The 13966-nt window shown below is 62.7% G+C and carries 10 protein-coding genes and 1 pseudogene; 4 read left to right on the top strand and 7 right to left on the bottom strand.

What is annotated here, in order from left to right; all coding sequences use genetic code 11:
- The first annotated feature begins 4 nt into the window (after nucleotides 1–4).
- The 4 genes and pseudogenes from BN2476_RS39740 to BN2476_RS50025 all read left to right on the top strand — a co-directional run.
- A complete protein-coding gene (locus BN2476_RS39740) occupies nucleotides 5–1294 on the top strand; it encodes a tetratricopeptide repeat protein (RefSeq protein ID WP_087739643.1) in 1290 nt (429 codons plus the stop codon).
- Nucleotides 1291–5928: an RHS repeat-associated core domain-containing protein gene (locus BN2476_RS39735; protein ID WP_087739642.1), complete on the top strand. Its 4638-nt coding sequence runs from the start codon at nucleotides 1291–1293 to the stop codon at nucleotides 5926–5928. Before BN2476_RS39740 ends, BN2476_RS39735 begins: the two co-directional genes overlap by 4 nt.
- A 1115-nt stretch (nucleotides 5929–7043) precedes the next feature.
- A complete protein-coding gene (locus BN2476_RS39725) occupies nucleotides 7044–8096 on the top strand; it encodes an IS110 family RNA-guided transposase (RefSeq protein ID WP_087739640.1) in 1053 nt (350 codons plus the stop codon).
- A gap of 770 nt (nucleotides 8097–8866) precedes the next feature.
- Nucleotides 8867–9013 (top strand): annotated as a pseudogene (locus tag BN2476_RS50025) (response regulator); the annotation flags it as partial.
- Nucleotides 9014–9052: 39 nt separating this feature from the next.
- Here the strand turns inward: BN2476_RS50025 and BN2476_RS39710 are convergent.
- The 7 genes from BN2476_RS39710 to BN2476_RS47635 form a co-directional block, all read right to left on the bottom strand.
- Nucleotides 9053–9391 carry a type II toxin-antitoxin system RelE/ParE family toxin gene (locus BN2476_RS39710; RefSeq protein WP_087739638.1) on the bottom strand — a complete coding sequence of 113 codons (339 nt, stop codon included), beginning with the start codon at nucleotides 9389–9391 and terminating at the stop codon, nucleotides 9053–9055.
- Nucleotides 9388–9624, bottom strand: coding sequence for a type II toxin-antitoxin system ParD family antitoxin (locus BN2476_RS39705; protein WP_087739637.1), 237 nt, complete (start codon nucleotides 9622–9624; stop codon nucleotides 9388–9390). Before BN2476_RS39705 ends, BN2476_RS39710 begins: the two co-directional genes overlap by 4 nt.
- A 154-nt stretch (nucleotides 9625–9778) precedes the next feature.
- Nucleotides 9779–10132 (bottom strand): RidA family protein, encoded by a 354-nt coding sequence (locus BN2476_RS39700; protein WP_087739636.1) that lies wholly within the window; start codon nucleotides 10130–10132, stop codon nucleotides 9779–9781.
- A gap of 87 nt (nucleotides 10133–10219) precedes the next feature.
- Nucleotides 10220–11386 carry an NAD(P)/FAD-dependent oxidoreductase gene (locus tag BN2476_RS39695; RefSeq protein ID WP_438942942.1) on the bottom strand — a complete coding sequence of 389 codons (1167 nt, stop codon included), beginning with the start codon at nucleotides 11384–11386 and terminating at the stop codon, nucleotides 10220–10222.
- A 7-nt stretch (nucleotides 11387–11393) separates the two neighbouring features.
- Entirely contained in the window at nucleotides 11394–12824 is a 1431-nt protein-coding gene (locus BN2476_RS39690; protein ID WP_087739634.1) for an FAD-dependent oxidoreductase, read from the bottom strand.
- On the bottom strand, nucleotides 12814–13161 hold the full coding sequence (locus BN2476_RS39685) for a (2Fe-2S)-binding protein (RefSeq protein ID WP_087739633.1): 348 nt from the start codon (nucleotides 13159–13161) through the stop codon (nucleotides 12814–12816). The genes BN2476_RS39690 and BN2476_RS39685 overlap by 11 nt, the downstream gene beginning before the upstream one ends.
- 7 nt (nucleotides 13162–13168) lie before the next feature.
- Nucleotides 13169–13966: NAD(P)/FAD-dependent oxidoreductase (locus BN2476_RS47635; protein ID WP_235851166.1), on the bottom strand; the 798-nt coding region annotated here is incomplete at its 5' end.

Genomic DNA, 13966 nt, shown 5'->3' with positions numbered 1-13966 from the left:
CATCATGCATCGCGAGTTCGCCGCCATCGAATCGTCAATCGAAGCATTCGTCGAGCAGCCCGACGATCCGACGCTGCTGCTCGAAATGACCGACAACGACGTCGTGCCCGTGCTGCAGATGCTGCAGTCGCTTGATCAGCGTGTCGGCGATGCGATCTTCCTGACCTTTCCGTTTCCATGCGATGCGGCCAACGCGTACCTCCAGACGTGCATGGAAGTGCTAGGTCATCAGATCGACGAAGAGAACCGGGCGCGCGTCGAACGCGGCGAAATGCGGTGGCCGCCATTACCGCTGGCATGCGCCGACCCGAGGCGCGCGCCCGCGGAACGGTTGCGTGACGCCGTCATGCACGTCCGGACGCTGGTACCGGAAGGCGCGAAAGTCATTTGGGCATGGTTGCCGTCGTCGATCGGCGACGCCGGTGGCTTCGCGAAGATGGTGCTGCAATTGCTCGCGCTGAACGGCTTCGAAGACTGGATGGAGGGGCATCGCTTCTGCATCCGTGACGACCGAAATCGTCCTGGCCTGGTTCCGATCGCTCGAGAGAGGACGGCGGAGCATGTACTGATACTTCCCGTCGATTTCTCGTCTGGGAAAGCGACCCGCAACCTGGTTGACGTTGCAAACGATGAGGCGCAACCGATGGTGCAGCGGATGGGGGCGTTGATGCAGATAGCGGCGATCGACCTCGCGCACGGCAGGCTGCCCGACGCCCAGCGCAAATACCGCGCGCTCCACGCGTTTCATGCCGGACAGGATGCGACGGGCTGCGCAATGGCGCTGCACGGCCTGGGCGACGTGGCGTTGCGCCAGGGATCGCAGCGCGAGGCACAGGAGTGGTATGTGCGGGCGTTGCCGGCGGCGCTCGATAGCCGCAATTTGCTCGTCGTCCTCAATTCGCTGATGGCGGTCGGCAACTGTTGCAACGCACTCGGCGAACATGCGAGGGCGGCGGCCTATTTCGATCTGGCGAGCGGCGCCGCCGGGAGATTGATGCTCGTGCACACGAAGATCGAGGCGATGGAGAAGGCCGGCGTCGCGCTGCTCGCGTGCGGCAAGGCGGCCGAAGCCGCAAAGAGCTGGCTGGATGCGAAGGGGTTGTGCGAGCAGTTCGGTTGCGAACGGCAACGCTGCAACATTCTCGATCGGCTCGTGTCGCTTTATGCGAAGGCCGGCTTGAAAACCGAGGCAAAAGCGTACGAGCTGGAAAAGAATCCGGTTTTCGTTGCTCGAAAGCGTGGAGTCGCGGCGTCCGCTACACGCGATAATGGCTCTGAACGGGCACAGCGATGAGTGAATCGGTAAACCGGTTGATTCGCGCATCCGATTCGTCACCGCGTGGCGAGACGCGATCAGAATCCAGGGTCGACACGTCATGCGACTCGCTTCTCGACACGGTCAAGTCGATTTACGACCCGTTCAAGGAAACATTCTCATCAAAGGGGGGCGCGCTTCACCACGTCAGCGAGGCCGTGAATGCGCTTGCTTCTTTGCAGGGTACGCCTTCGCAGTTGCTCAATACCGGCATCGCACAGATACCGCTGCTCGACAAGATACCGGGGATGCCGGCTGCGGTCATCAGCGCTGCACATCTCGGCACGCCGCACGCACACAGCCATCCGCCTAGCGACGGTTTTCCATTGCCGAGCATCGGCGGAACGATCGGCAGCGGCTGCCTGAGCGTGCTGATCGGCGGCATGCCGGCGGCCCGCGTGACGGACATCGGCATCGCGCCGACCTGCGGCGGACTGACGCCTTATTTCGACATTCAAACGGGTTCGAGCAATACGTTCATCGGCGGGATGCGCGCCGCGCGCATGGGCATCGACATGACGCGGCATTGCAATCCGATGGGGCATGCGGGGAAGTCCGGCGAAGAAGCGGAGGGTGCCGCGGCGAAAGGCGAAGAAGCCGCGAGCGAGGCCGCCGAGGTGTCGAGCCGGGCGCGCTGGTTGGGACGGGCGGGCAAGGCGTGGAAGGTCGGCAATGCGGCTGTCGGGCCTGCGTCCGGTGCGATGACCGCAGCCGATGACGCGTGGCAAGGCGAGGCGTTGGCGGCCGCGATGATGACCGCGCAGACCGCCGCGGACGCTGCGATGATGCTGCTCGGCAACTTGATGGGCAAGGATCCCGGGATTGAGCCGAGCATGGGCATGCTGATGGACGGCAACCCGACCGTGCTGATCGGCGGGTTTCCGATGCCCGATTCGCAGATGATGTGGCATGGCTTCAAGCATGTTTTGGGCAAGAAGGTCCGGCCGAAGCTGCCGAAATGGGCGCAGGAGCTGGCTTGTGAGTTCCGGGGTGAGCCGATCAGTGCTGTCACTGGTGAGGTCAAGAACGATTTCACGGACTATGAGACCGGTGAGGTCGTGCCGTTCAGATGGGGCCGCCACTACTGCAGTGGCTGGCACGAGCGGGACGGCGTGCTGGGATACGGATTCCGGCATGCCTGGCAGCATGAACTGCAACTGCTGCGTACACGTGCGATTTACACCGATCCGCGTGGAACCGAGTACACCTTCGACAGAAGGGCGGATGGAACATATGGCGGCTGCTGCCAGGGCTATGAAATCGAGAAGCTCGACGGCCAGCGCTTCATCGTCCGGCATGAGGTGCAGGGTGACCTTGAGTTTGAGCGTGCCTCGGCAGCGGACCGGTCCGCCCGCTGCGTTGGCCATGTCCACGATGAGGGGCATAGCGTCCTGTACTGGAGCCAGGACAGTCGTCTCGGGAGGATTACGCAAGCCGATGAGAGCGGTCATGTCCGGCGCGCAATCGCGTTCGGATACGACTGGTCCGGGCGGATCGTCGAAGTTGCGCTCACGGACGTCGATGGCCACATCAACCGCATTGCCCGGTATGCCTACGACGCAAACGGCTGCCTGACCACCCATCGCAACGCGCTTGAAGTGACGGCGAGCTACGCATACGACGGTCAGCGCCGTATGGCGCGCCTCACCGATGCGAACGGCTACTCCTTTTTCTACCGCTACGACGCCGGAGGACGCTGCGTAGAAAGCAGGGGGCAGGATGGCCTGTGGCATGTGCAGTTCCAGTACCACCCGGGGCGGACGTTCATCACCGAGGCGGATGGCGGCAAGTGGACGCTCATGTACAACGAAGTGGGGACGATTACCCGCGTCGTCGACCCTTACGGCGGTGCGACCGAGTACGTGCTCGGGTTGGATGGGCGCATTACCAAAGAGTTTGACTCAGGTGGCCGCGCGCTGCGATGGATATACGACGAACGCCAACGAAACACCGGCCGTATAGATCGTTGGGGGAACGTCTGGCCAATCAAGGACGACGCACCCAACTTGCCGAATCCGCTCGCGCGCACGTCGCCCCAGACGCCCCTGAACTTGCAGTGGGGCGACGTCGGGCGAACACGGGCTGCTGATACGGTATTGCTTCCCCCGGAAATCGCTTGGAGAGCCGCAACGATCTTCGTTAGAGAGGGTGCGAAACCGTCACCGACCGAGCGGCGCGATGCGGCGGGACGGGTCATTGCCCGCACTGACGAATATGGCCGGACTGAACGGCAGCGACATGACGCGGCCGGAAACGTGCTACAGCGTCGTGACAAGGACGGACGCGACTATTACTACAACGTGGCGTCATGGAATCTGCTTGAGCGCGAAACCGATCCACTGGGCAATACGGTCCGGTACCGGTATACGCCGAAGCGAAGAATTGCAGCGATCGTCGACGCAAACGGCAACGAAAGCGCCTACACCTATGACTTCAAGGATCGCGTGATCAGCGTGAGGCGCCATGGAGTGCTGCGGGAGACGTACGCTTACGATGCCGGTGATCGAGTGATCGAGAAGCGGGACGGCGCGGGAAATGTCCTGTTGCAGTTTGAAGTCGGCGACAACGGTCTGTACAGCAAGCGCATTTGCGCGAGCGGCGAGGTACACACCTACGCATATGACGCACGCGCAAACTTAATAAAGGCCTCGACGAACGAGTTCGATGTCTCCATGTCTCGCGACGCCCTCAATCGCCGTACGGTCGACAAGCGCGATGGCCGCGGCGTCGAGCACGCCTATGCAGGCAGTCAGCTCGCGAGGACGACGTACCTCGATCGTTTCGAGGTGCATTACGAGGCGGTGGGCGATGGAGAAGTGCGGATTCATCCTCCCGCAGGAGGCTCCCACAAGGTTCATCGTGCGTCCGATGGGCGGATTTTCCTATGCCTTGGCAATGGAACCAATGCGCTCTACGGGTTCGACGAGGCCGGACGTTGTAGCGGTCGCATTGTCTGGACAGGGGGCGGCGCAAGGGATATCGGCTGGGTGCAGTATCAGTACAGCGCTACGGGTGAACTGCGGCGGGTAATCGATAGCGCGAAAAGCATGACCGAGTATCAATACGATGCGGCGCATCGGCTGATTGACGAAACTCTGGACGGGTGGTGTGTGCGACGCTACAAATACGATCCCGGCGGTAATCTGTTGTCGACCCCGGCACGCGAGTGGATGCACTACGACGAGGGTAATCGTCTTGCGGCGGCGTCTTCCGGTACGTTTCATTACAACGACCGTAATCACCTCTGCGAAGAACTGGGCGGCAACGCTCGCACTGCCTGGCATTACAACAGTCTGGACCTGCTCGTAAAGGTGAGCTGGAGTGACCGAAACGAGGTATGGACTGCGAAGTACGATGGACTGTGCCGGCGAGTCAGCAAGACAATGGGCGCTGAACGCACTGAATACTACTGGGACGGTGACCGCGTTGCCGCTGAAATTGCGCAAAACGGCGAGTTGCGGGTCTATGTGTACGTGAACGAGATTGCGCTCCTGCCCTTCATGTTTATCGACTACACCGGTGTTCACGCATCACCGGAGGCAGGACGAGCGTACTTCGTTTTCTGCAATCAGGCCGGCCTGCCCGAGTGGATCGAAGACAGCGACCGCCAGGTGGTCTGGCGCGCGCAAGCTATCGACGCGTATGGGACCGTACAGGTCGAAGCGGGACACGCTCTGGAATACGACTTGCGCTGGCCGGGGCATTGGCTCGAGCGGGAGATCGGGCTGCACTACAACCGGTTCCGATCATACAGTCCGGAGCTTGGGCGGTATTTGCAGTCGGATCCCAAGGGGCAAGCGGGTGGCGTCAATCTCTATGCTTATGTCCCCAATCCGCTTGTTTCGGTCGACGTGCGCGGGCTGCACAGCAACGGACAGGCAGCCGCTTCGTCGGAGGATGGTGTACAGAATCCCGACCTGGGGTCTCCGAAAGAGCAAGCGAAGGAAGACCACAGCGATGTTCCGCGCAAGCGGCCCACGCTGACAGCGGCGCAGGGAAATGAGATCGTCGCAGACATTCATCGGGCCGGATGGGACTACTACCATAGCGGAGAGGGGACGAACCCGGATGGACGCAACGTGACCGCCCTCACCGAACTGAAGGACGGACGAATTGCGATCACATCAAACGGCAAACTGAGTCCTGCACAGGTGGCGGTCGCGTACGACCGGCTGGGAAATCTTGGATTCGACATGGACAAAGACGTGATTATTCCGGGAGATCGGAAAAAAAGTCCGTTGGGCTATGGTGGAGGTGATACATACGCGTTCACGCCGAAAAACAAGGGTGAGACGCAGACAAGGACAAGGCCGTACACCGGGCTTGGCTATGATTCTCCCAATCCACACTACAAGCCAGGCAGCGGTAATCTCAAACCTGAACACTTCGCGCCGGATCGTCCCAAGCACGAAGGGCACAACCATGACGACAAGGTCCCCGGTTCGGCTTGTAACCACGCCGAAGCAAGAGGCATTCAGCGCGGCATAGACGAGCACAGCAGAGCCGTAAGGCAATGGACATACAGCGACGCGAACCATCAGGGGTATGCATGCCATGATTGCCACCGGCTTCAGGTGCATCACAAGGTGAAGAATGAAGCGGGTGTGCAGTAATCAAATCACGAACTGATACAGGTCGAGCGTGTCGAGAAAAAGGCGGCGGGTAGCCGAGCAATAACCCCTTAGCAGGTTTCTTTTTTTGACGTTTTGAACGTTGGAGATCAGACGATAAACGGATGCCGATCGCGGAACCTTATTCTGTTTATACGGGATGACGGCGCGATTGGGCATGGAGTCGGGAGTGTGAGTTTGCTGACCACGGAAACTGCCGTCCGGTACCCTGACGGGAAATGGCTGACTATTGCGATCTCATCCACAGACGATCGGCAGGAGGTGATGGAGCTTGTGAGTATGAAGCGTTCGCCATTATCGGGCGGTTGAATCCGCACTAAAGCCGGCGACACACGTCTTGGTCTCGATCTCACGGACGATACACGGCTACTTACACGCTAGCCGGCTTGGATCTTTAGGCCTGACCCGGTCAACGAAGCGCTAATTGGTGGATGAGATCACTCACGTCGTGCCATGCCATGGTCAAGGCCGATCGAGCTGTACTGCCCGAAGGACAAGACCGGAAGGCCCGCCCTGTGTGCGATGACGCTGGCGTGTGGTTCGATGAGGCGTATTCAACCCAGATCTGCTGCTGTAAGAGGCGCACAGGCCCGAAGGACCTGGAAGGACTTGGAGTAACGGAATGGGCATGCTTCGGATGTGGTGCGTATCGTCATCGCGATTTCACCGCAACGGAAAACATTCTCGCGGCGAGACGTCGCCGTCTCGTAGAAGGAATCCCCCGTCCTTCCCCTGCCTTACGCGGCAGCCGCAGGCAGAAGGCGGGGAAATGGAATGAACACGTCCCCTCCCGGGAAGCATTGAGCGCCCCGCCGCGCAGGTTGGATTGCGCCCCGGAGCTATAGTCCCGCCATGCGGGTTGCCCCACCGTCGGGCGGTCGTCATGGTCGAGAGAGGCGACCCGCCGCCCGCCCGTGGGACAACCTGCGACGCAACCCTTAACGGAAATTCTCCCGACGACGTCGATATCTGAGTGGCCAGATTTCAAAATCCGTTGAACCGGGTCTTGGGGGTTGGTGCGGGGCTCCCGCTTGACCAACGGCATCGACGTGTCAAAGTGAAAGTTCAGCCAGTCACTTGAGGTAAGGAGAGCCCAAATGAATGCTACGACATACGGACTGGACATTGCAAAGTCCGTGTTCCAGCTTTACTGGGTGGACCCGGAATCGGGCGAGGTCTTCAACCGCCGCTTCAGCCGCGACCAGCTGATCCGCTTTCTGGGCAAGCGGGAGCCAGGCCGTGTGGCACTGGAGGCATGTAGCGGTGCTCACTGGTGGGCCCGCAAGATCGTCAGCCTCGGGCACCAGGCCATCCTGTTACACGCCAAATACGTGCGCCCCTTTGTCCAGACCAACAAGACCGATGCAGCAGATGCACGGGCGATCTGGACAGCCGCCCAGCAACCGGGTATGCGCACTGTGGCGATCAAGAGCGAAGCGCAGCAGGCCATCCTGAGTCTGCACCGGATCCGCTCCGGACTCGTCGACACCCGCACGCGCCAGGTCAACCAGATCCGCGGCTTGCTCGGCGAATACGGCCTGCACTTCCGCTACGGCCGCAAGGCACTGATGAACGAACTGCGCGCACGCATCGCCGAGATTGAGCAGACCGTACCGCCGCTCATCTGGCGCGCCCTGCAGCGCCAGATGGCGCACCTACGGCAACTGGAGACGGACATCACCGAGGCCGAGCGCGAAAACCTCAACTGGATGAAAGCCGATCCCGACGCACAGACCCTCGCAACCATCAACGGTATCGGCCCCTTGACAGCCACCGCGACGGTTGGCGTGATGGGCTCGCCCGACGCGTTCCGCTCTGGACGAATCTTTGCTGCCAGTCTGGGCCTGGTGCCTGCGCAAACTGGCAGCGGCGGCAAGATCCGCCTGGGCCACATCAGCAAACGTGGCGACCCCTATCTGCGCAAGCTGTTCATACACGGCGCGCGCATCGTCGTGACCCGTTCGAAACAGCGCCCCGAGTGGGTCGAGGAGCTCCTGAAGCGGCGCCCGGTGAACGTCGTTATCGTCGCACTGGCCAACAAGATGGCCCGCACCGCCTGGGCACTGCTCGCGCACGGCCAGACGTATGACCGGCAGCACGTCAGCGCGCGACCTCGCGCAAGCGGGCCACAGTCAGCCGAGAGCATTTGAGTCAAACCACAGTCTTGCGCAGGGTGAGGCAAAACGTGTGATGGCGAACGAGGTCGGACCGACGGGAACACAAACCCGATGACGTCCAGGCGGCTCTCAGCCCGTCGTGGGAGATGGGGACGTTCCCGGCAGATTCCATCGAGGCCCGCAGGTCCGCCCTGACCTGCAATCCCGAGGCCATGTATAGACTGCAACCGTTACCTCCGACGGATAGCCGCATCGCGCTGCTCAAAGTCGTATGAGGCATGCCCGCAGTCATTATGTCGCGAAAATCGCGCGCGCCATGCCAATGACAACGGCATCGAAGTGATGCTGCATCGATGGGCTCCAGAACGGCCTCATGAGATCGCGTATGTTACGCCGCACGTCTTAGACGTGCACTGGACGACGCGTCGGAAGCGCGACTCAAAAACGTAATTGGCGTATGGCGGTCGCGATGAAGAGAGTGCCCGTTCCGATATATTCTATGCGTTCGGTGCATTCGAGATATCCGATTGCAGTTCTCGTGCCTGTTTGGTGTATTCGTTGCATAGTAACAAACCTTGACTACGCGTCTTGATCGAAAAACAGACTGGCGCGAAGATCGGTTTGCAGGTACGCGCCTGGCAACGGTTCACCCTTCATATGCTCATGCCCGTTGATGCCTGAATGCAGTACTGGCGTTGCACGCTTCTGCTCGCAGGCGGGCACGTCGGGCGCAGTCATCCACGCGCAGACCAAAAGGAACCCGTGTAGTGACAGGGACGACGCCCCTTAAATCCCTTAAGCCGCTGCGCGATCCGGACACCCGCGACGCGCTTGCGGCGATCATCGCGGATGAAGGGCTGACGACAGCCACGGCGGACGAGCTGCGCGAGGCGCGCATCCAGCTCGTGCGGCAAATGCCCGATTTCGTGTTGAAAAAGCCCGCGATGCCACTGAAGGCTGCTCGCAGGCCTGGTGCCGTGCGGACGGTGTCAATGGATCTCACCGTCGTTGCTTTCCAGCCACGCCGGAATATCACGCTTGCCATGGAGCACGCGCCAGACTTCGACGTGAGCCTTGCGCTCAATGTAGAAGATCAGGTGCGGATAGCGATCAAGCGGCCACGACCGCAGGCCCGGTATGTCCAGCTCATACGCGTAACGGGGAGACCCGATGTTGGGGTGCCTGGAGAGACGCTCGTATGCCTGCTCGATCTCCGCGATGAATCCGAGCGCTGCCTGCTCCGAGCCTTCGCCTACAAGGTAATGCGTTACCTCGTTCTCTACGTCCTGCCTGGCCAGCCGCGTCGGGATGACGGGCTTGGCCGTCATTTGCGAGAAGTACGCACGCGAGCACGCAACGATTCGAAGTAGTCGGCGTCGGCAGGGGCTGCGAGGCCTGACGTCGCGCCTTGCAAGATCATCGCGCGCAGACGCTTGCGATCCTGGTCCTTTCGGATCAGTTCGCGGACGTACTCGCTGCTCGTGCCGTAGCCGCCCTCGCCGACCTGTTCGTCGACGTAGTCCTTCAGCGAATCCGGCAGGGAAATGTTCATCGTGGTCATGAAACAACTTTAGCACGATTTGGCAAATTTTGCCAAACTGCGCTATCAGTAGCGTATCGACTTAAAGTCGAGCATGTCTGAAGCAGCTTGTCGGCGCACTCGAGTACGAAACCGTCGACTTCCCTGCGTTGTAATACGTGTTCTTCGCTCGCCGCTATGCAAGGCCAATAACCGCAATTTCGACCAGCAACTCGGGCGCGGCGAGCCTCGCTTCAACCGTCGCACAAGTCGGCGCGCAGCCGGCCGGTATCCACGCATCCCACACGCTGTTCATCCCGGCAAAGTCGCGCTCGATGTTGGCAAGCCACACCTGGGCGGACACGAGGCGCGACTTGTCGACGCCTGCTTTCTCTAGGAAGCTCTCGATCTTATCGAGCACGCTCGCCGTTTGCACCTTCACGTCCGGCGTCTTGTCGTTCGACGTCTGGCCGCCGATGAACACGAGTCCCGCCGCCTTGACGACACGGCTCATGCGTTGATTCGTTTCGATTCTCACGATATCGGACATACGCTGGTTTGCTCCGTTGCATGGTCGAAGGGATTGGTTGCCGCAGTTTCGCGCGGCAGGAAGGCGCGCCCGGGCAGGGCGTGTGAATCAGTGTGTGATGGCACTTGCCTCCGGAACCGACGTGTCATGCACGGTGAAGCGCTCGATCGCGAACGCGTCGAGCGGCAACGAAGCCTCGCCGTCGAGCACGAGTTCGGACACGAGCCGTCCACATCCGGGCCCAAGCTGGAATCCGCTGCCGCAATAGCCGAACGAATAGACGAGATCCGACGCGCGGCGACTCGGGGAGATCACGGGCAGCGAGTCGTCGGTGAAGGCTTCAACGCCCGCCCACGCGCGATTGATGCCGAGATGCCGCAAATGCGGAAACAGGTCGACAACGGTATTTGCGCTGCGAACAAGGCGTGCGAAGTCGACTTCGCCATGCCGCCCAGCCAGGTCGGCAATGCCGATCAGCTTGCCGCCAATCACGACCGTCCCGTTGTCGAACTGCTTGAACGACAGCGGACGCCCCGTTGCGCCGAGCGTCGCGCGGCAGAACGGCGCGACGCGATGCGTGACCATCAGCATCAGGCCTTCGGGGTGAACAGGCACGCGCTCTCCGACCTGCTCGGCGAGCTGGCCCGCCCATGCACCCGCCGTGATCACGAGCTTCTCCGCGCTGAACAGGCCGCGCGGCGTATGCGCGAACCAACGCGTGCCGCGCTGCTCGATGCGGCGGGCGCTCGTGACTTCGAAGAACTGTGCGCCGTGTTGTTGCGCGGCGAGCCGGAAGGCCGTCGTCGTTTTATAGGGCAACGCGTAGCCGTCGCGCTCGACCCAGATGCCACCCGTCACGTGCGGCGCAAGCGCAGGCTCGAGTTCGCGCACGGTGGCGCGATCGATCAGCTTCTCGTGCGTGAAGCCGTGTGCTTCGAGCAGCGCGACGCGCGCGCGACATTCGTCGAGCTCGGCGTCCGTTTCCGCGATCTTCAGTTGCCCGGAAGGCACGAAGCCGCCGTCGTCGGCAATCGTGTCGCGCAACGTGTGCCAGATTTCACGCGACATCAGCGCAAGCGGAATTTCAGGCAGCGGCCGCCCGAGCGTGCGCACGCCGCCGGCGTTGACGCCCGACGAATGCCGCCCGACGTAGTCGGCTTCGAGCACGATCACTTTTGCGCCGCGCACTGCCATATGGAACGCGCTGCTCGACCCGTGCAGGCCGCCGCCGATCACGAGGACATCGGCTTCGCGCGGCGCGCCGGAGGTGGACATGGCGGTGTCATTCACCGGCGAGTTCTCCGAGTGTGAGCGGCTTGATCGGCGGACGGATGCGGTAGTAGCCCACTTCGTCCGGCGAAACCTTGCGGGCATTCGCGATGATTTCGGTGACAGTCAGGCCGCACATGCGCCCCTGGCACGGTCCCATGCCGCAGCGTCCAAACGATTTCGCCTGGTTCGGGCCAAGGCAGCCCAACTCGACAAAGCCGCGCACGTCACCCGCCGTCACTTCCTCGCAGCGGCAGACGATCACGTCGTCGTGCGGAATGCGGTTCGCGTCGCGCGGACGGTACAGGCTGTCCAGGAACGGACGGATGCGCAGCACCTGCGCGAGCGCACGGCGATGCGGCGCGGCTTCGCGATCGCGCGTGGCGGCATCGATTGCGCCCAGCTGGCACGCGGCCTGCAGCGCGCTCAACGCACCCTGTTCGGCCGCTGCCAGCGCGCCGCCGATCCCGCCGCCGTCGCCCGCGATGAAGATGCCGGGCACGTCGAGCTCGCCCCATGCATCGGCGGAAGGCGCGAAGCACAGCTGTGCTGTGTCCCAGTGGTGTTGCGCGCGCAACGAGAGCGTGAACTGCGTGTTCGGCACGACGCCCTGATGCAGCAGGATTACCTTGGCTTCGATACGGTGCGCGCGTCCCTGCGACGTGAAGCACAGCGCGGCGGCGCGCTCGACGCCATCGCTGTCCTTCGTCGACTCGATACGCAGATCGTCGGCGGCTTCGTGGATGGGCACGCCGGCATCGCGCAGCGTGCGGATCAGTTGCAAGCCCTTGCTCAGAAACGGCCACGCTCGCAGCGCGGACAGCAGGTGCTTTTTCGCTCGCCAGCGGTCCTCGTGACGCGTCGTATCGACAAGCGCGCGGATCGGCACGCCGGCGCGCACGTACTGCCAGCCGAGCAGATACAGCAGCGGCCCGCAGCCCGCCAGCACCGGCGCCTCAGTGGGCACTTCGCCCGCGCTTTTCAACAGGATTTGCGCGGCGCCCGCCGTCAGCACGCCTGTCAGCGTCCAGCCGGGAATCGGGAACGGACGCTCGAGCGCGCCTGTCGCGAGAATCACGCGCCGCGCGTCGAAGCTGCCGACCTTGCCGTCCTTGAGGTAATGCACGGAACGCTCGCCCGTGACCTGCCACACCGACGCATGCGCGACATGCCGCGCTCCGGAGCGTGCGAACGCGTCGGCGACGGCGGCGCCCGCGGCGTAGTCGGGGCCGAGAATCTCCTTGCGGCGCCCATCGGCGCGGCCGATCGCGTGATAGATCTGCCCGCCTACGGCATCCTGCTCATCGAGCAGCACGACGGACAGCCCCGCGCGCGCCGCGCGCGTCGCCGCGCTCATGCCGGCGGGACCGGCGCCGACCACCACGACATCGACGGCTTCGGCGGCAAAGCCGGACACGAGTCCTGCTTCGTATTCAGCGGCCATGAGCATCCTCCAGTGATGCAGGGATGGGCGGCAGGTCGCGCGCGCCTTCCTGCGAACGGATGCGCATTCCATCGCGCACGGTCACCATGCAGCTTTGCCGGCTCGGCACGCCATCGATCTCGACGAGACACTCGAAGCACGCACCCATCATGCAGTACGGCGCGCGCGGCGCGCCAGAGACGGGCGTCGCGCGAAAGCGCGCAATGCCGGCGGCAAGCAGCGCCGCGGCCACCGACCGGCTGCCCGGCACGCGCAGCGGCTGATCGTTAAACCAGATGTCGACGGACGCATCGGCGCATGGCAGGGCCTTGAATAGCGGTAGCGGTGTGGAAGTCATGGCGGGTTCAGTGAGCGGGAATGAGAGCAGCGGATTCCGTGAATCGGCTGCCCGAGAAAGCGGGAATTTCGTCAGGCATCGCGGCACCGGCGATCCACGGCGCGACGCGCAGCGCGTGCGCCGCGGCGAGCGTCACGCCGCTATGGCACGTGACGACGAATGCGCCCGGATGACGCGCGGACTCGTCGTAGATCGGAAAGCCGTCCGGGCTGTAGACCCGCAGTGCGGCCCAGGTGCGGACGAGCCGCACGTTCTTCAGCAACGGGAATGCGCGCACGCCGCGTCGTGCGATATCGGACAGGACGGGCGTCGTCGTGAAATCGTCGAAGCCGACCTCTTCCATCGAATCGCCGAACTGGATGGTGCCTTCGTCCGTTTGACGGACGTTGAGCGTCGGGTAGTGCAGGAACGGCGCGACGCGCTCGCTGATCAGCACCTGGCCGCGATTCGGCGCGACAGGCGCATGCAGCCCGACGTGCGGCGCAAGCGCGCGATTGCCGAGGCCCGCAGCCAGCACGACGCGCGCCGCGCGATACGTGCCGCGCTTGCCCTGCACGACGAAACCGCCGCTTTCGGGCGCGATGCGCAGCGCTTCCTCGCTGTTGACGAGCTTCACGCCGCGCCTCTGCATGCCCATATGCAACGCGCGCAGCAGCTTGAGCGGATTGACGTGCCCGTCCATCGGCGTGTAGCTCGCGCCGATCACATCCGGCCCGATCTCCGGCAGGCGTTCGCGCACCTCGCGCGCATCGAGCAGCTGATACGGGTAGTCGCCCAGCTCGCGTTGCAGCGTGCCGAGCCGCTT

The sequence above is a fragment of the Paraburkholderia piptadeniae genome (genome assembly GCF_900007165.1).
Lineage (GTDB): Bacteria > Pseudomonadota > Gammaproteobacteria > Burkholderiales > Burkholderiaceae > Paraburkholderia > Paraburkholderia piptadeniae.
This window is presented reverse-complemented; position numbering and strand designations above follow the sequence as displayed.